This window comes from Ancylothrix sp. D3o (assembly GCF_025370775.1).
GTDB lineage: Bacteria > Cyanobacteriota > Cyanobacteriia > Cyanobacteriales > Oscillatoriaceae > Ancylothrix.
The window spans coordinates 430,365-449,095 of the sequence record NZ_JAMXEX010000004.1; the positions used below are offsets into that span (position 1 = coordinate 430,365).

17 protein-coding genes are annotated in these 18,731 nt (G+C 41.9%); 10 read left to right on the forward strand and 7 right to left on the reverse strand.

What is annotated here, in order from left to right; translation table 11 throughout:
• The first annotated feature begins 1,465 nt into the window (after positions 1–1,465).
• From NG798_RS11100 to NG798_RS11110, 3 genes are all read left to right on the forward strand, one after another.
• The gene (locus NG798_RS11100) at positions 1,466–2,182 is read left to right on the forward strand and encodes a PEP-CTERM sorting domain-containing protein (protein ID WP_261222584.1); all 717 of its coding nucleotides are present in this window, start codon (positions 1,466–1,468) and stop codon (positions 2,180–2,182) included.
• Between the two features lie 275 nt (positions 2,183–2,457).
• The gene (gene crtA / locus NG798_RS11105; RefSeq protein ID WP_261222585.1) at positions 2,458–3,306 is read left to right on the forward strand and encodes a cyanoexosortase A; all 849 of its coding nucleotides are present in this window, start codon (positions 2,458–2,460) and stop codon (positions 3,304–3,306) included.
• 163 nt (positions 3,307–3,469) lie between these two features.
• Entirely contained in the window at positions 3,470–4,147 is a 678-nt protein-coding gene (locus NG798_RS11110) for an HpsJ family protein (protein ID WP_261222586.1), read from the forward strand.
• Positions 4,148–4,217: 70 nt separating this feature from the next.
• On the opposite strand, the gene mnmE is transcribed toward NG798_RS11110, so the two are convergent.
• Positions 4,218–5,600 (reverse strand): tRNA uridine-5-carboxymethylaminomethyl(34) synthesis GTPase MnmE, encoded by a 1,383-nt coding sequence (mnmE, locus tag NG798_RS11115; protein ID WP_261222587.1) that lies wholly within the window; start codon positions 5,598–5,600, stop codon positions 4,218–4,220.
• A 188-nt stretch (positions 5,601–5,788) separates the two neighbouring features.
• Between mnmE and NG798_RS11120 the strand changes: the two genes are divergently transcribed.
• The 3 genes from NG798_RS11120 to NG798_RS11130 all read left to right on the forward strand — a co-directional run bounded on the left by NG798_RS11120 (position 5,789) and on the right by NG798_RS11130 (position 8,342).
• Positions 5,789–6,691 carry a hypothetical protein gene (locus NG798_RS11120; RefSeq protein WP_261222588.1) on the forward strand — a complete coding sequence of 301 codons (903 nt, stop codon included), beginning with the start codon at positions 5,789–5,791 and terminating at the stop codon, positions 6,689–6,691.
• Between the two features lie 85 nt (positions 6,692–6,776).
• Positions 6,777–7,817: an LD-carboxypeptidase gene (locus NG798_RS11125; protein ID WP_261222633.1), complete on the forward strand. Its 1,041-nt coding sequence runs from the start codon at positions 6,777–6,779 to the stop codon at positions 7,815–7,817.
• 135 nt (positions 7,818–7,952) lie between these two features.
• Complete coding sequence (locus tag NG798_RS11130) at positions 7,953–8,342, forward strand: phosphomannose isomerase type II C-terminal cupin domain (RefSeq protein WP_261222634.1); 390 nt, start codon at positions 7,953–7,955, stop codon at positions 8,340–8,342.
• A gap of 194 nt (positions 8,343–8,536) precedes the next feature.
• Here the strand turns inward: NG798_RS11130 and NG798_RS11135 are convergent, their stop codons facing one another.
• Both NG798_RS11135 and NG798_RS11140 read right to left on the reverse strand, forming a co-directional pair.
• Positions 8,537–8,830, reverse strand: a complete 294-nt coding sequence (locus NG798_RS11135; RefSeq protein WP_261222589.1) for a hypothetical protein — start codon at positions 8,828–8,830, stop codon at positions 8,537–8,539.
• A 50-nt stretch (positions 8,831–8,880) separates the two neighbouring features.
• Positions 8,881–9,591 (reverse strand): pentapeptide repeat-containing protein, encoded by a 711-nt coding sequence (locus NG798_RS11140; RefSeq protein ID WP_375338956.1) that lies wholly within the window; start codon positions 9,589–9,591, stop codon positions 8,881–8,883.
• A gap of 477 nt (positions 9,592–10,068) precedes the next feature.
• Between NG798_RS11140 and NG798_RS11145 the strand changes: the two genes are divergently transcribed.
• Positions 10,069–10,854: a GUN4 domain-containing protein gene (locus NG798_RS11145; RefSeq protein WP_261222591.1), complete on the forward strand. Its 786-nt coding sequence runs from the start codon at positions 10,069–10,071 to the stop codon at positions 10,852–10,854.
• A 60-nt stretch (positions 10,855–10,914) separates the two neighbouring features.
• On the opposite strand, the gene NG798_RS11150 is transcribed toward NG798_RS11145, so the two are convergent.
• From NG798_RS11150 to NG798_RS11160, 3 genes are all read right to left on the reverse strand, one after another.
• Entirely contained in the window at positions 10,915–11,847 is a 933-nt protein-coding gene (locus tag NG798_RS11150) for an alpha/beta hydrolase-fold protein (RefSeq protein ID WP_261222593.1), read from the reverse strand.
• A gap of 303 nt (positions 11,848–12,150) precedes the next feature.
• On the reverse strand, positions 12,151–12,363 hold the full coding sequence (locus NG798_RS11155; RefSeq protein ID WP_261222595.1) for a chlorophyll a/b-binding protein: 213 nt from the start codon (positions 12,361–12,363) through the stop codon (positions 12,151–12,153).
• A 345-nt stretch (positions 12,364–12,708) separates the two neighbouring features.
• Positions 12,709–13,248 carry a cysteine hydrolase family protein gene (locus NG798_RS11160; RefSeq protein WP_261222596.1) on the reverse strand — a complete coding sequence of 180 codons (540 nt, stop codon included), beginning with the start codon at positions 13,246–13,248 and terminating at the stop codon, positions 12,709–12,711.
• A 180-nt stretch (positions 13,249–13,428) separates the two neighbouring features.
• Between NG798_RS11160 and NG798_RS11165 the strand changes: the two genes are divergently transcribed.
• Entirely contained in the window at positions 13,429–14,913 is a 1,485-nt protein-coding gene (locus NG798_RS11165; RefSeq protein ID WP_261222598.1) for a CIA30 family protein, read from the forward strand.
• 62 nt (positions 14,914–14,975) lie between these two features.
• On the forward strand, positions 14,976–15,833 hold the full coding sequence (rnhA, locus tag NG798_RS11170; RefSeq protein WP_261222635.1) for a ribonuclease HI: 858 nt from the start codon (positions 14,976–14,978) through the stop codon (positions 15,831–15,833).
• 115 nt (positions 15,834–15,948) lie between these two features.
• Here rnhA and NG798_RS11175 read toward each other — a convergent pair whose 3' ends face one another.
• A complete protein-coding gene (locus tag NG798_RS11175; RefSeq protein ID WP_261222599.1) occupies positions 15,949–16,431 on the reverse strand; it encodes a WD40 repeat domain-containing protein in 483 nt (160 codons plus the stop codon).
• Between the two features lie 766 nt (positions 16,432–17,197).
• Between NG798_RS11175 and NG798_RS11180 the strand changes: the two genes are divergently transcribed.
• Entirely contained in the window at positions 17,198–18,709 is a 1,512-nt protein-coding gene (locus tag NG798_RS11180; RefSeq protein ID WP_261222600.1) for a sensor histidine kinase, read from the forward strand.
• The last annotated feature ends 22 nt before the right edge of the window (positions 18,710–18,731 follow it).

Consider the following 18,731-nt stretch of genomic DNA (forward strand, 5'->3'; position numbering starts at 1 on the left):
CCAAAACCGTAATCGGCCAGGCTTTACGGAGGAGCAAGAACCTCTCCCCCCTACCCCCTCCCCAGGCTTTCGAGAGGGGGGAAAACGTTTTTGCTTTCCCCCTTCTTAGAAGCGAAGGAGAGTAACGGATATAGGTTTTTTTTGCGTGAAATTACTTAAATTGTCCGCTCAACCAGCTTCCATTCACATCAAAATAACGGTATTTACAGAGGCTACCCCACTTTGATCGCCGGCCTGTGGACAAAATGCTATTAAAATAATAAAAAAGTTGTTTTAGTCGGCAGGTTTCGCTCAAAAAGTTCGCCAAACAATAATACGGGATAAAGATTCAGTGAAGTGTCTTACTCTGCCAATAAATTCAAGAATTCGCAGTCCATAATAAGAATAGAGGTTCAAAATTTTAAGCTTCATCCCAGAAATTCTGAAACGAAGTCTCTCCTGGTGGTTGAGGCTCTCCCCACCGCAAAAAGTTTTTAAAGTTGGTAGTAAGTCAGTAACTTTTAGCAGTTGGCTATTTCAGCCGGCTGTTTTTTTTGTCTGTTCTGGGGTTGTTTTAATCACGGCTTATTTAAAGACCAGTTTAAACACACCCAGGAAAAACAACCAGCCCGTATTCAAAACGACTTTGCCGAGCAACAGCATCAGCAATGTGGTGTTTAAAAAGCCGCCGAATTATACTTCAGCTAACTTGTTTGGCGGGCCGAGGCAAATTTTTTTTGATCACAAGGGCAATAAAAACGCTTATGTTCGCCGGCCCCTTAATCGCCTATCGGAAAATATTGCTCTATAAACCAGTTTTTCTAGGCTGAGAAAAGAAAATTTAACTTTGAAGAAATGGCGAGAACAATTTTTTAGGCACTACCCCTAATTCGTCGGCAAAAAGAATTAGGAAGATAAGTTATTGGCAGCGAGTTTAAAGCTTATTCAAATTGTAGATTTATAGGCTTTATCAGATGAATAGGGTCTATCAAAAAGCAGGTTTTTGAGAAAAACCGGGTTTTGAGAAAAAGTTTGTCTACTTCATTAGACTGAGAAAGGTTATATTGATACAAGCCTATGGGCGCTCAGAACACTCGCAAGGTTGATTTGTCAGTTGACCCAACCCTACTTTATGTTTAAGCGTTGAACAGTCAATCTACCTTTTTGGGCGGAAATGACCAGGCAAATAAAACAACAAAAAAGTATTAAAAGTCTGGGTTAGCAAGTGGCTCCTTTGATAGAAAAAACAGAAAGAAATCCAGATGAGATCAGGGAAATTACGGAGCTTGTAACCGAGATTACCTTAAACTGTGAGCCAGATCACATAATGTGCAGAAAAAGATCACGCAAATTAATACTAAATACATATATCTCAGGAATTCGGATATTTTCAATAAAGATTAAGTAAAGATTGCTCAGAAGACTTGCAAACAAAAAATTATAAGGAATAATAGAAATAGGAAGAAAGGAATCACAGGAAACAAGTATGAAACTCCAACTCGTTACCACCATCAGCGCCGCCGCCGCCACCGCTCTGTTAGGTTTTTCAGGAACCGCTCAAGCTGCCACCTTCGGCAATAGCGGCATCACCTTCAATAGCAACACCACTGTAAACTTTAACTTTATCCGCTCTCAGGGTGCGTATCAATCAAGGTTAGGCATTTATGAAGTGCTGACCCAAGGCCGCCAAACCGTGACTTCTCTAGTCAGCAACCTATTCTCTGAAGTCAAACCCTCCGACAACGGCAGAGCAAACGAATGGGCCGGCACTTTGGGCAACACAGTTTTGGGTTCTGGAAAAGCAAGCTTTGAATTTGTAGCCGGTAGAGTTTATACCTTGGGCTTGGCCAGCACTTTTAATGGAAACAACAGACCTACGGTTTTCTCAACGACAAGTTTAAACAGATTTGGTGGAGTAAACACCCAACAAGCAGTATTTGCAACTAGCTTACCGCTGAACAACAACAGTACCGCTGCTTTGGCCGGTGCCGCGAACTATAACTCTGCTAACCCCTTTACCCAAGGAGGAATCCAAATAGGCTTTGATGATCGGGGTAATGGCAATGATGCAGACTTCCAAGACTTCCAAGTGACTGCTGAAGCCGTTCCCGAACCGACAACGATGGCCGGTATGGCTTTGGGTGCTGCCGGTTTGGCTTATGCTCGCCGCCGCCGGGAAAGCAAGAACGAAAGCAAAAACTAATGTAAACGGCCATCAGGCTTAGACTTACATGGAAACACAAAAATTTGAACAGTTGGCCTTTGAGGTCAACTGTTTTTGTGTGTAGGAAAAATGCCGGCGTTATTTCCGAGAACATCCAAAGTTAGAACCGGCAAAAAAATGGGTATAAAATAAATACATAGCCACCGGCACCTACCCAGCCGATGACCGCATGAAAAAATTCTCTTGTTAAACTGATTGTTTATCAAACTGCCCCCAAAAAATTCCTAAAACTTGCAAAGAAAAATACAAAAACAATGAATCTTGACAATTGGCAAAAGTATATAAAACAGCCGCAGTTTTGGATCTTAGCCGCCGGATTTGGCTTGCTGGCTCTTCAAACAATGTTGGGTTCGGAACTGAAAAACCCAGAAGTAGGTGGCACAAGTATGATGGCCTTGGGTGCTGCTGCTTTTCTGATCTCCGATAAAAAAGGTGTCTTAGAATTAAAAAGTAATAATTTCTCTAGGTTTTTTGGTGGCACGATTTTAGCCTTGATTTTTTTCCGAATGATTACGATGTCGGTATATCATCCGATTTTGAGAATAGCGCCCTTAATCATTGGTATTGGGGTAGCTTTGATGCTGTCGGGGATAAAAGGATTAAAAAAATTCTGGCAGGAACTCGTTATGCTGTGTCTGCCAATTGTGGCACCGGCACCGGAGTTTTTGGTCAAAACCATAGACATTACCCTTCCCACCGCTAAAGTTGCGACGATGATGCTGTGGTATTTAGGATACCCTGTGCAGCGGGAAGGAATTTTTATGCACTTGCCCACCGGCAGCGTTGAAGTTGGTTCTGGGTGTTCTGGAATGAGTACCATCATGCAGTTATTGGGGCTGTCTCTACTGGTTTTATTCACCTTCCGCACCACCATAAAACAAAAAATTATGGTGCCGGTGGCCGCCGTTGTTGTTGCATTTTTTGTCAACTCAGCCCGTGTGGGAGTTATGGCAGTTTTAGCAGCCTCTAGTAATCCCAAATCTTTTGAATATTGGCATTTTGGCGAAGGCTCAGTTATCTTTTCTATGATTGCCGTTGCTATTTTGGGGTTGTTTTGCTGGTTGACGATTTTGCGAGAAGAACCGCCAAAAAAAGATGCCTGATAGAGTGGCGCTAGTTATCAGAGCGAAGCAGGTATTCTACATTAATCAAAAAACACAATTGCCTAATTTTTGCCCCTCTTCCTGCTAAACTAACAAAGATCAACCTTGAGTATCTCTACCCATTTACTCAAATACATTTTTCACAAAAACCTGAGTAAATTTTATGACGCGAGGCGACAGCGAACAGGGTCAGTCAATCTACAGACTGCGTTGGATAGGCTACGGCCTATTGTTGTTAGCATTATTCGATGTTATCGACTCTTTTATACCGCCAAACTTTACTAACCCAGTCTGGGAATTTCAAACCATTGGACTTTTGGTAGAACGGGTGGCTGTTCCTTTATTGGGATTCGTTTTAATTTTTTTTGGCGAGTCATTTAACCGCAATCGTTTAGAGGAGTTGCTGCTGAGGATATTATCTTGGCTTTGTTTACTTTTTGCGATTGTATTTCTGGCACTGGTTCCTTTGGGAATTCTTAACACTTATCGAATTAATGACCTCAATAATAACCAAATTAACACCGCAGCCCAAGCCCAATTGACTCAACTTAAACAAGTTGAAGATCAAGTAAGTCAAGGCACGCCAGAAGAGATCAGACAACTAGCAACTCAGCTTGGTTCTTTCGGTATTCAAGCGGATGCTACAAATCCTGATCAATTCAAGCAGCAAATTTTAGAAAGAATCCCCCCAGTTAGAAAGGCTGTGCAAGAACAGGCAATACAAGAAAAACAAAATCAACGCACTGGCTTGCTTAAAAATGCTGTGAAGTGGAATTTAGGGGCGCTGGTAGCCTCTGTTTTATTCTTCATTCTCTGGAAAAGCACCGGCTGGGCACGGTAAGCAGGGAATTGGGGATTGGGGAATACCAACCCATCCCCAAAAACAAATGACTATTGACAAATGATAATTATCATTTACCAATACAAAACCGGCTAAAAATTCGCTCCAGTACGGATTCGGTTATTTCTTCGCCGGTGACTTCTCCTAGGGCTTGAATGGTTCCGCGTAAGTCTATTGTCCAAAAATCTAAGGGGAGTTGCTGCCCAATTGTTGCAGCGCATTGTTGTAAGGCAATTTCCGCACGAGTTAAAGCACCGGCCTGTCTTTGATTAATCGCTAAATCCATATTGGCTGCTTGTAAATCTCCGGCATTTACGGCTTCTAAAATGGCTTTTTCTAAGTCTTCAATTCCTTTGTTTTGAGCGGCGGCTGTGTACACTATTCGCGGAATTTCTGGAAAATTTGACGGTGTAAATTTCTCAACTAAATCGATTTTATTGACGATTAAAATTAAAGTGCGGTGTTTAACTTGTTCGTAAATTTCTGTATCCGCCGGCACCCAACCAGTTGAGCTATCTATTGTTAATAAAACCAAATCTGCCTCTTGTGCGGCTTGACGGGAACGATCTACACCAATTTTTTCTACTATATCGCTAGTTTCTCTGATGCCGGCAGTATCCAAAACTTGCACCGGCACTCCCCCGACAACTAACTGCGATTCGACGACATCTCGCGTGGTGCCGGGTAAAGGTGTAACAATAGCTCTGTCACTTCGACTCCAAGCATTTAATAAACTTGATTTGCCAACATTAGGCCGGCCTACTATTGCAACTTTTAACCCAGATCGCAATAATTCTCCTTGATTTGCTGTGGCTAAAATCCTTGACAATTCTGCTAAAACCTGCTGAATTTGATTAATAATTAACTCTTCATTCAAAGGCGGTAAATCGTCTTCAAAATCAATCCTAGCCTCAATTTCTGCCAAAATATCTAAACAAGTATTTCTTAATTGTCGGATGGGAGTTGCTAATTTTCCCCGCAAACCGGCCAGGGCTGTTTGAGCGGCGGCGGCTGAACGTGCCCCCACAAGATCGGCTATACTTTCGGCTTGGGTGAGATCGAGCCGGCCATTCAAAAACGCCCTTAAGGTAAATTCTCCGGGTTGGGCCAAACGGGCACCGCTCTTGACGCATAACTGCAAAACTTGCTGCACCGGCATGATCCCGCCATGACAGTGAAACTCTACAACATCTTCGCGGGTATAAGATCGCGGTGCTTTCATAATTAGTAACAAAGCTTCATCGACCATCTGCTGAGTTTGGGGATCGCGGACATAACCGTATAAAATGCGGTGACTTTCCCAAACTTGCTGGCCTGGTGCAACAAAAAGCGTTTCGGCAATTTTAACAGCTTGGTCGCCGGAAAGTCTGACAACTCCGATGCTTCCCTGCTGGGGGACGATGGCGGTGGCGATGGCGGCGATGGTTTGATTTTGGGGGAGTTGCTGTGACATTTAGGCGAAGGTGATGATAAAACTGGCACGCTGATCATGGTTCCATCTTTAAGGATAAACCGACAGACCTGGATAAAACCTGCGGTTAATCGAAGGCTTGGCGGTAAAAAAGCGATAATATTTTTACCTGGTCTTGGTTTTGCCAAGGGGCCGGTTAATTTTTTGCTGCACGTTGCTTAATGTTAAATATGGTTAAAAACAGTAACAATTTTAATGGCAATGCTGAGGGATATTTACCCTTAATTATTCCTATTGCTTTTGGTTTGGTGGTGATTTTGGCGGCGGGACGAATTTTTTTGCCGGTGGCTGTGGCTGCTGGTTTGGGGTTTGGGTTTCGCCGCTATTGGCAAAATAAACAAAAAAAACTTGAAGAGTTAAATAGCACTTTTTATCAATTAATCCAAGAAAATAACGGCTGGGTGACGGCGTTAGATTTGGCTATGAAATCTAATGTGCCGGGGACAGAAGTTCAACAGTATTTAGATGAACGAGCCCGCGAATTTGCGGCGCATTATGAAATAACAGAACAAGGGGGGATGATTTATTATTTTGAAACTGCTCTTTCTCCGAATGGGAGTAAACCGCCGACAATTGTTGATACGAATTATGAGCCGGTTGTTTCTTTTTCAGAGCCTATTGTCTCGGAAGTTCCTAAAAATCCTCAGCCGTCTAGTCCGCCTCCTGTTGAGAAAAAGCCGACGGAATCTCCGCCGATTGATGTGCCGGTTTCTGCGGTTAAGAAAACTGAGTCATCAGCGCCTGTTTCTGATCTGAATAATAATTTAAAGCCGGCTTCTCGCAAAGAAGTTCAGCTACCTCCGATTCAATCTAAAACTGAGCCGCTGAATTTGAATAATGGCAAGTCTGAGGTTTCTTTTAATGTACCGAATTCTGGTTCTAAAAAAACGTCTTCTGTGGTTCCTAGTTCTTTAACTCAAAGTGAGTTGGCTTATCGTTTGGGTGTTCATGCTACTACGGTTAGTAAGTGGAAAATGCGCCCAGATTTTTCGGAGTGGAGTGGTAGTAAAGATCCGGCGGGTGTGGTTTGGAAATATGATGTGAAGTCTAAGCGGTTTTATAGTGGTAGGTGATGGTTTGGGGGTTTGATTTTTTAAACGCAGCCTTTAGGCAGGCAGGATGCCTGCCCCACAGATAGGTTACTGGTATGGGGGTTTTATGAGGTTTAGTCGGCGCAATTTTTTAAGGGGGTTTGGGTTAACAATTTTGGCAAGTACGTCACCGGCACTTTGTCAAACTCAGCCTGTTTTAAAGCCGGCTCGTTTGAAGGTGGGGGATACTGTGGGGTTAATTAATCCTGCGACTTTTAGTGAGCCTAAAGAAATTGAAGATTTGCGGAAAACTCTATCACAATTTGGGTTAAATGTCAAGCTTGGAAAACATCTTTTTGATCGCTATGGATATTTGGCAGGAAGGGATGCGGAACGGGCTGCGGATGTAAATGCTATGTTTGGGGATACTTCGGTAAATGCTATTTTAGCAGTGCAGGGGGGGTGGGGTTGTAATCGCATTTTGCCTTTATTGGATTACAAGTTAATTAGGGGAAATTCAAAGATTTTGATGGGTTATAGTGATATCACGAGTTTGCTTTTGGCAGTTTATTCCCAAAGTGGAATTGTGACGTTTCATGGGCCTTTGGGTGCGTCAACTTGGAATGATTTTTCGCTTGGTTGGGTGAGGCAAATTTTGTTTGGGGGGGAAGCGGTGATGTTGCGAAATCCGATTGAGGGGGTGAGTCGTTTGGATAGAAAAAAAATGCAGCCTCCGTTACGAGTAGAAACGATTACGGCGGGGAAGGCGCGGGGGAAATTGGTGGGGGGTAATTTGTCGGTTTTGGCGGCTATGGTGGGGTCAAATTATTTGCCTTCTTGGGAGGGGGTAATTTTGTTTGTGGAAGATATTGGGGAGGAGGTTTATCGAGTTGACCGGCTTTTGACACAATTAAAATTAGCGGGAATTTTGAATAATATTTCAGGGTTTATTTTTGGTCAATGTACGGATTGTGATCCTGAGAATCCTTTGGAGTCTCTTTCGTTGTCGCAGGTGTTTTTGGATATTATTAAACCTTTGGGGGTGCCGGCGTGGTATGGTGCGGCAATAGGTCATATTGCGGATAAGTGGACGGTGCCGGTGGGGGTGGAGGTGGAGATTGATGCTAGTGTGGGTACGGTGCAATTTTTAGAGCCGGCGGTGGTTTGAAGAAATGGGAGATTGATGTGAGGCAATTATGAATTATGCTGAATAATAAAGTAGGCTTTTGGTCTGCCGGCATACTCTCTTATTCAATAAACCATAAACAAAATAAAAATTTCTGGAGGCTAGGTTATGTCTGAGATGCAAAATGAAGTTTCAGTTGAAAATCCAACCGCAACAGAAGAAAGTTCAACGACTCAAGAACGCTTCTGGGGAAAGGTGACGGTTTTGGAAGAAGGGCCCCGTTATCGGATTAATCAAATTATGATTAAACCAGGTCATACGATGACGGCACAAATACATTATCATCGCAGTGAACATTGGGTTGTGGTTTCGGGGACTGCAAAGGTGATTTGTGGGGATAAGGAGATTTTAGTAACGCAAAATAAGTCTACTTATGTGCCCCAATGTACGCCGCATCGGGTGGAAAATCCGGGGGCTATTCCGCTGGTTATTATTGAAATTCAAAATGGGGAATATTTGGGTGAGGATGATACAATTCGGTTGAATGAGCCGGTGGTTGAAAGTTAGGAATTGTTGGCTGATGTAGGGCGGATTTTTAGACGATTTGTGACTGATTAAAATCCGCCGCTACCACAACAAAGCCGCAAAGAAACGAAGGTTTTTGTGGGTAGGAGAAAAATTCAATGATTGAATGAACAAAAGACTATTATTTTGCTATTTGTGCAACAAGTTTATATTTGTGTTGAGTCTCACCAGGAAACTCAGTAAAGCTGGCTTACAGCCCAAATTTTTCCCTCGTAGTCAGCCTTGAAACCGGCAATTTTTTGAGAAAACCACAGCTTCCTTTCTCGAACCAAGGGTCTAAACAAAGTCACCGGCAACTTTTCCAACGCTGTTGAAACTTGAGATTGCAAATAAGTACCATTTTCCGGCAACTGCAATGCAAAAATTTGTTTCATCATCTCTATAGGCTTTGTATTCTTGCCAAGTTGCCGGTTTCTACTGAGTTTGAGGGCCGGTGAAAGATAAGCAGCGATAGCATTAAAAATCACCAAAAATATCAATTATTTTCTCATAATTGATGGTGGGCAAAAGCCACTCTACTTTATTTGGAATTCCGCCAACTCAGCGACGATTCCACCGGCTTGCCATCTGGCATAATTGTTTTTTCTAAAAGGGCATTTTGGAAACTGGCTTTTTCAATATTCGCACCTGCCAAATTTGCCCCCGACAGATCAGAACCGCTGAAATTTGCCCCAATTAAATTAGCATTGCTCAGATTAGCACCCCGCAAATTCACCCCACCTATACCAATTGGTTGCAAGTTTCCGCTAATCTCTGCAAAATTCGCCGTTGTTTGTAAAGCATTTTGTAAATTCGCACCAGTCAAGTTGGCGCTTTCTAGGTTTGCGCCAATCAAATTAGCCTTTGTCAGGTTCGCATTTTTTAAATTAGCAATCACCATCCCTGCAAGACTGAGGTTAGCATTGCTTAAATTAACACTCTCTAACTCTGCGCCGTGCAGTTTTGCAGCCAGCAGCGTTGCATTTTGTAACCGGGCTGTGCTTAAATTGGCTTTGATTAAATTGGCTTCGTTTAAATTGGTGCCGGTTAAGTTCGCACCCTTGAGGTTAGCTTCTTGGAGGTTTGCACCCTTAAGGTTAACCCCTGCCAGATTTGCACCGCTGAGGTCGCATCCTTGGCATTGTTTCGTTTCCAGCAATTGTTTTAAATGAGCGGCATTTTCTGCCGTTGCCGGTGTCGTTAAGCCAAATACTAATAATAATGCAAATGATGCCAGCATCCCCAGTTTCATATTCGCTGCCTCACACAAATCCTATTTATTATTATGAATGATTTGTTCTGGGTTTGGTTGCCTGAAATCGCTCATTTCCTGTGATATTTTTGGTCGTAGCCTGTGATTGATTTAACGGCGATGCTGTGATCTGGATCGTATCCTTTTGTAAAGCATTAGGCGGTAATTTTGAAGGGCTTGTGAGGGGTTGCCGGCGGCTTCCAGCATACAAAAGTGGTTATGTCAATTAAGGTTATAAAAATTTACTTTTTTTGTCAAGGCTTGATGCACTGAATAATTTTATTATCTCAAAAAATCTATCTTTTGGCAGTTGTGTTCAAGAAAGTTTAAACTGTCAGGGTGGCTGGGCTCATGGACTGCCGTTGAGGAGAGGATGCCGGTAGCCCAGAGCGATATATTAACTCAACAACAGGCAATTCCACCACCCAGAGAAAGGATGTATTTTAAAACACATTAAGCGTATATCTTAGAAAAATCATGGCAAAAAAATCTAAAACTCGCACCGGCACAGACGCCAACTCACCCAAGTCAGCAAAAAAACAGAAGCTTATCGAAGGTTTCACCCGCTTAGAAGCGCAGGTAGAAGAATTGCAAAATCAACTGTTGCTGGCGGCGCAAGACCGAGCGCAACTGCTAGGTTTAGTGCAGCAAGCCGCGCAGGAGCGAACACAACTGCAATCTCAGTTAGATTGGGTACTCTACCGGCTTGAGCAATTAAATCCAGAACAAATGCAATCAACATTATCGCAATTAAGCGGATGGCTCGCCGGAGGAACAACCAACCAAAACTATTTAAGTTCAGAAGTAGGAATAGATTACAACTCCCTGCAAAACTTGTTAGCAAAAGGCAAATGGCGAAAAGCCGATGAAGAAACCTGGAATTTGATATTAAAAGCAGCCGGTAGAGAAGATGAAGGCTGGTTAACCTCCGAAGATATCCAAAATTTCCCCTGTACCGATTTGCGAACAATTGATTGGCTGTGGCATGAATATAGTAATGGCTATTTTGGATTTACAGCACAGCAAAGCGTCTGGGATAGTGTCGTTGGCAGTTATACAGAATTTTGCGACCGAGTGGGCTGGCGAGTCAACACTGCCTGGATATATTATGACGGATTAAATTTTTCTATAGATGCACCCCAAGGGCATTTGCCGGTGATTGCATGGCGCCGGCGTTCTTGTTATGGTGTCGGAAAATCCACCGCCTCCGAAACTTTCTCAAGTTTATTATCTCGGTTGTTAGAGTGTGCCGGTGTTCCCTAGTTTTTCAATCAAAATCAAACGAGGATAAATTAAACACTTACCCCCATTGCCTTTGACACCCTAACTATCCACAACTTTTTCAAAAAATCCAAACACCGCCGGCAACTGACCGCCCCAAAATTGATAATCGTGGCCGGCGTCTTTAACTGCATGATATTCAACAACAAGATTGCTTTTATTTTTGATCAACTCCTGATAAAAAAGTCGGCTTTGTTGCTCTGGTACAATATCATCTGCCGTACCATGAGCCAGATAAAGAGGCATCACCCATTCAGCCGCACGCAAGCTTGGATTATCGCGTCCTTTCCAGCGTTCAGGAAATTTTGTATAAGCACCATAAACGGCAGTCATCAAACGATCATCCGGGGTATTTTCTTGGCTAAAATCACCAGAAAGACTTGCACCGGCCACAAATAAACGAGGATTTTCTAAGGCAATGAGCGCCACTCCTCGACCGCCGGTAGATAATCCCAACAGCGTATTATTTTGTCCCGGCCTTAATAGATTATGTCGCTTTTGAATTTCGGGAATTAAACGAGTTTTAATAAACTCTCCCCCCGGCTTTTGATTCCATTTTAACTGAGTATCAGGATAATAAGAACTCTCATACAAAGTTTGCAACATTTCTGGCAAAATCAAAACGTAACCATGCTTTTCTGCTAAATTAACTAAATTGGAATTTTCCGGCCAACTTGTGCGGGGATAATTCCACCCAGGCAAAACCAAAACAGAGCGGTTTCGGTATTTTTGGGGAACATAAATATCGTAACTCACCCCGTCAACTGACAGGTTTTTATTCCAGCCGGGTTTGGCGTTGAGCAGTTCTATTTTTTGAGGTTCCGCCATTGTGGTTTCCGTCGTGATAGGAGAAAGGGTATTTTCAGCCTTGGCAAAGGTATTTTCCTGAAAATTAGGAGGTTTAGATTCCGAACAACTGGCAGTTACTAAAACTAAAGGCAATAAAAAAAACAGAGTCCAAATACTGGTTGACATTTTCTTCTGAGGAAAAATTAAAACTTAGAAAATAATTGATGATATTATTACCGATTTAGGAGTTGAGCGCAATAATTTTCCGAAAACCGGCACTCAAACCCCCATCCCTACCGCCACGAGGGTAAGAGTGAGTGGGGAAGAATATTTGTACACAATTAAACAGCCGACCACAGCCAGAGTTATGCTTGATTACTCAGCCAAATTTAATAAAAATTAAAGAAAAAAAAGGAACTCTAAAAAAGAGTTCCCTAGAAAATAAAAGATTTAACCACAAACGCTAAATGGCAATTCCCTATCTCGCAATTACACTAAACCCAAGAAGTGGAGAACACCTTGGCCGGTGCTAAGTTCAACAATCAGAGCGATCAAGAAACCAAGCATTGCCAATCTACCATTCCACAGTTCAGCAGTAGGGTTAGAGCCAAATTCAAATTTGGTGCCAAATTCGCCGTATTGACGCTTAAATTGGTTGTTGTAAGAAGGATCGGTGTTAGGGGTCGGTGTATTAGTTGTCATGTTGTTTATCTCCGTTGTGTTTCAGTTTGTAACGCTTGTTATTAAGTAATGTAAAAAATCTTGACAAGGAATGCCATCTATCTTTTAGGTGAAAGAAAATAATCACCAATTCTCCAAAAGTCTACCTTCAGATAGGACACACCCAAAAAAACACATTTTGTAGATTTTGATCGCTTGTTTAAACATCCCTAATAGCCGCGACTTTGCGTAATAAAGTAACAAAAATCACATTAAATTTTCCGACTCATAAATAATTCTTACCTCTCTGTTTAAGTAAAATTATGTTTAGCCATCACCCATCCCTCAACCCCAACCTTTAAATGAAAAATCACGCTATCTAAAATCCTATTCTTGGGCCGGCGCCGCCAAAGTTCCATCTCCTAAACCGGCCTCTTGCAAACGATTTGCACCAATATTTCGACTTAACACAGCTAACCCAGCCAAATGTGCCTGTAAACCGGCAGTGCTGGCACAACAATCTGTTAAAACAATAGGCTCAATATTCATATCAAATAAATCCATTGCTATTTTTAAAACACACATATCCGTATCAATACCGCACACATACATCTGCTGAATTGAACGTTGGCGAAAATAACTAGCCATCTCATCAGGAATACCGCAGAGACCGGGTTTAGAAAACACACGCTCTGCTGAAGCAAACGGGGCAATTTCTGGGGCGAGGTTTGTATCCGGTTCATCACTACAAGCATCCCAGGATAAAAAGCGACAGTAGGGGCTATTATTAGTATTAATAAAACGAGTGAATAACACCTGGTTATAATTGCCGGTTTCGATGAGACGAGCCACCCGTTTCGGGATATGATGGGTAAATTGATTCAAAAAGCCGGTTTGCACATCAACAATAAGTAAAGCTTCTGACATATAAAAGAAATCCTTTTCGGTAATCTCTATTACTTTTACAACAAAAAACAGGCAATTTAAATCTTGCTACAGAGTGATTTTGTAGAGCGAGGCTTTCCCCACCGGCCATAAATAGAGGATCGAGCATCAGCCTAATAAATTTGTTAAAATAAGCAACAAAACAAAAATAGGGCAACGGTTATGACTCAAGAAAAAACAAAATGGGATGCCGGCAGATTTATCAAAACCCTCGCCTATTTTGGCGTAATTCCCTTTATTGGAAGCCTCAGCGGGTTGCAACAACTATTTAAAGGAAAAGCGCAAAAAGAAAAAACACCCAAACCCCAAAGAACCGGCATCATATTAGTGGCCGGTGCCACTGGTGGAGTAGGTAAAAGAGTCGTCAAAAAACTGCTAGAAAAAAACTATCAAGTTCGAGCCTTAGTCAGAGATAGCCAACGCGCAAAAGAAATTCTTGGTAACAAAGTTGAAATTATAGAAGGAGATATTACCATCTCCGAAACGTTAAACGAAAACGTAATGAAAGATATCAGCGCCGTCATTTGTTGCACCGGCACCCGTGTACAACCCGTTGAAGGCGACACTCCCAACCGAGAAAAATATTATCAAGGCATAAAATTCTACCTTCCCGAAGTAGTAGACATTCCCGAAATCGTCGAATACAAAGGCATACAAAACCTTGTTCAAGCCACGCGCAAAATCCTCAAACGCGGCACAGATGAAAGCCTGATTTTTGACTTTACCCAACCCACCCAAGACTTAAAAGAAACCTGGGGAGCCTTAGATGATATAGTCATGGGAGGAGCCAGCGAAAGTTCAATACGCTTAGTAGAAAACACCGGCCTATTTTCCGGCTATGTATCCGTTGCCAACTCCGGCGGTTTTGCCTCTGTGCGGACAAGAAACTTTGACCCCCCCATTGACTTAACAGGATACACCGGCATAGACCTACGAATCAAAGGCGACGGCAAACGATATAAATTTATAATCCGCAACGATCCCCAATGGGATAGCCTGTCTTATTGCTATTCCTTTGACACCGTTTATGACATTTGGATAACCGTCAGAATACCCTTTAAAGATTTGATTCCTGTTTTTCGAGCCAAAACCGTCCCAGAAGCTAAAAGCTTTGACCCCAGCCACATAACATCCTTTCAACTCATGCTGAGTAAATTTGAATATGACGGAGCACTCAACCCCAAATTTGAAGCCGGAATTTTTCAAATGCAACTCGAATATATCAAAGCTTATGGCGGCAAAATATTACCACAATTTGTGCAAATTAGTTCAGCAGGAGTAACAAGACCAGGCCGGCCAGGAATAAACCTCGAAGAAGAACCACCCGCCGTCAGATTAAACGACCAACTCGGAGGAATTTTAACTTGGAAATTGCGAGGAGAAGACGCCATTCGTAGCAGTGGATTAACCTACACAATTATCCGACCTTGTGCCCTCACCGAAGAACCCGGAGGAAAAGCTTTAAAATTTGAGCAAGGCGATAATATCCGGGGAAAAGTCAGCCGTGAAGACATAGCAGAACTGTGTTTGCAAGTTCTCGAAGAGCCAAAGTTAAGTAACGTAACATTTGAAGTCAAAGAAAGTTACGATTTGGGAGACAAAGAAGACTTAGAAAAATCAATTTCAGGATTGAAAGCAGACCGATAAAGAGATAAGGTTTGTAGTGGAGCTTTTTGCCTCAACTACAAACTTTACAGGTTAAGAAACCGATGGAAACAACGGCACAAATTCAAAGCATATACACAGATGGAGCCTGTAGCGGCAACCCCGGCCCCGGAGGTTGGGGAGTCGTGGTATGCTACAATGACGAAACAACCTATGAACTGGGCGGAAGCGACAAAAAAACCACAAATAACCGAATGGAAATGCAGGCCGCCATCGCCGCCTTAGAATTTTTTAAACAGGCCGGTCAAATCGAGCCAATTACGATTTATACCGACAGCGAATATTTAAAAAACGGCATTACTCAATGGGTAAAAGGGTGGAAAAAAAAAGGCTGGCAAACATCAGCCGGCAAGCCGGTATTAAATCAGGATCTTTGGGAAATTCTCGATCAACTCAACACCCGATTAGTGCATTGGCAGCACGTCCGGGGTCACTCTGGCAACTTTTATAATGATCGTTGTGATACAATTGCGCGCGGCTTTTCGATGGGCAAACCTCCATATCTAAAGCAAAATGAGGCCACCTTAACAAATTCAGCAATCACTCACGATATTGATAACAAAACGATACAATCGACAGAAGTACCCTCTGAAAATGCGATTTTAAACATTGCCATGACGGACTCAAATGCTCCTTTTGCTGTAGAATCCACCGATAACAATGTGCCTAGCGAGTTCAGAGTCTCGCAGTTGCGGGATCTGGTGGAAACGCTACGAATTGCCGATGAAGTTGCGGAAAAAGGCTATCTAATCACCAGTTCTGAACTAGCGAACCTCATGGACGTTAACGCCAGTGCTGTTACCAGTCGAGGGGACAATTGGGTGTGGCGAAATTGGCACATCTCGCGGGTGAGAAGAGAAGGGAATCAAATTCTCTGGCAATTAGAACGAGTGTTAGATTAATTTTTTAACCGCAGATAAACGCAGATAAACGCAGATAAACGCAGGAAAGATGCCTGCTTTACAGATAACATATAGATAACATATCCTCGTTCATCAGCGTTTATTTGCGGTTAAATTACTTTTTCGACCGCCCATTAACTCCCTCACACAAATGCTGATTACTTTCCTCCTTTAAAGAATTTGTCCGCAAATAATCTCGCAGCCAATGACAACCATAAACAAATAAATCGAGATTAAAAACTTCCTGTACATTCCACAAAATCAGCCGGTGATCTTCACTTACTGAAGCAACAAATTTACCATCTTGACTATAGGCTAAACCTCGAATTGCCGCAGTTTGACCTCGCAGTACGGTTAATTCTTTGGGTGGGCGTTTGATATAAAATGAAGAGGTGATCGGTACGGGGCTGTCGGGAAATTCTTGGGGGGTTAGCCGGTGTTGGCTGCGAATAAATTTTTCAATTAATTCTCGCTCTTCGGCGCTAAGGGATCGAGCTTCGAGTATTGTGCGGAAATTGGCTTTATTGATGGGTGTGTCAAAAATTTCTGCAAGAATCTGCCATAGGGAAGATGCGGTGCTTCTCAAGTAATGTTTCATAGTGGGAGGCTCTTGCTATTGTGGGATAGGTTTGCCCTTCCCAAACTTGCGAGAGGATGAGGTGTTGGACGAAGTTTAAATCTTTTTGCCATCTGGCACGAATTAGTTGTATTACCTCTTCTATGGTCATAGATTACAATGGCTGTGCCCGTTATGTTTTGCAGATAAAAGTTTAAACTCAAATGTTGGGGAGTGTGCAAGTTACAATTTGTGACATTTTGGTTGAGCAAGGGATTTTTGATAGGAATGCCGCTGTTTGAGTCAAGTAGATAAATTGAGTAGGTTAATTTCAAAAAAGCTGCCTTTTTTTGGCTTTCGTGGCCGGTTTTTTGCATACCACATTTTTAACTAAAAAATCCATTTTTTCTAAAATTTAACATTTGTCTAAAGAAAAACCCGTCTTTTGGTGATGGCGGATGTGAGTTTTTACCTAAACGCCAAGTTGGCTACATTAAAGTTTTTTTTTAGGTTGTCATATTGATGTCACATCTTTAGCAAGGGCTGCTTTTTAAGATGTGACAACTTCAACTTGGAAACCTTTTTTCCTTTAAGTTAATCTGTGTAAAGAATGCCGGTCAAGCACAAGATTTTATCGGCTTGATATAGAGCATCTCCTAAAAACCAAAATTTTTTGGGAGTGATATAATAATTTAATATTTCACTTATCGAAGAACTCCGGCCTCATTTCACAGGTTTATTAGGGGATAAAACTGGTTTTTAAACGTTTATCAATCAAAGTTTTCTAACAAAAAGAGGTGATTTTGTCATGCACATCAGCCACGATATTTTTTCTAATTATTTTATTCCTCATGGTCATTGTTACTTGTGGAAACCGGGTTTAGTGGGGCTGCATATTCTTTCGGATTCTTTTATTAGTTTGGCTTATTTCTTAATTCCTATGGAGTTAATTTATATAGTGAAGAAAAGAAAAGATATTCCGTTTGATTGGATTTTTTTCTTATTTGGATCTTTTATTATCTGCTGCGGGATTACGCATCTTATGGAAATTTGGACGTTGTGGCATCCTGATTATTGGGTGTCGGGTTTTCTCAAAGCTGTAACGGCGGCGGTATCCTTGTGTACAGCGGCGGTGGTTGTGCATTTAATTCCTAAAGTTTTGGTAATTCCTAGTCCTGATCAACTGGCGATGGCGAATTTAGCTTTGCAAACAGAAATAAACGAACGTAAACAAATAGAAATTGCTTTAAGTAATTTGACTTTGGATTTAGAAAAACGGGTACAAGAAAGAACTGTGGCGTTAGAAAAAGCCAATCAACTTTTGCAGCAGGAAAACTACGAAAGAGGTTTAGTAGAAGAGTCTTTGCGAATTTCTCAAGCGAAACTGGAAAGAAAAACGGAGCAGTTAGAAGATGCTTTGCAAGAAGTAAAATCTACTCAAACTCAACTGGTACAAACAGAAAAGATGTCTTCGTTGGGGCAAATGGTGGCCGGTGTGGCTCACGAAATTAATAACCCGGTGAATTTTATCTATGCTAATATTCCTTTAATGTGCGAATACATTGGGCAACTTGTGGGGCTGATTCAACTTTATCAAGAGTTCTATCCTGAGCCGGCCTTAGAAATTCAAGAAAAAATTAATTTGATTGACTTAGATTTTTTGAGAGAAGACTTGCAGAAAATTTTGGTTTCTATGAAAATCGGAGCTGAGAGAATTAAAAATATTGTGAAATCTTTAAGGACTTTTTCGCGGTTGGATGAGGCGGATATGAAAGCGGTTAAGATCCATGAAGGGATCGAGAGCACTTTAATGATTTTACAACATAGGTTGAAAGAACAACCGAATCGAATGGAAATTAAAGTGACTAAAGAATATGCAAATTTGCCGGATGTTGAGTGTTACGCCGGCCAACTCAATCAAGTTTTTATGAATATTATTTCTAATGCGATTGATGCAATAGAAATGAGGATTGGTAAAGGGAGAGATAAATATGGGGAGGATGCTGTTCTTCCGGAAATTTTGATTGCTACAGAATTGAAAGATAACCAGAGAGTGTTGATTAAAATCAAAGATAATGGGGCCGGTATAGAGCAGGAGGTGATGGCTAAAATTTACGATCCGTTTTATACCACTAAACCCATTGGTTACGGCACCGGCTTGGGATTGGCAATTTCCTATCAAATTATTAAAACGCATGAAGGTTGTTTGCATTGCGTTTCCGAGTTTGGGCAAGGCACAGAGTTTATTGTAGAAATTCCTTTAAGATCAAAGGAGTTTCAGCAAGCAAACGGTGCTAAAAAAGTTTTGGTAAAGCAGTAAAATGATAAAGGTTGGCAACGAA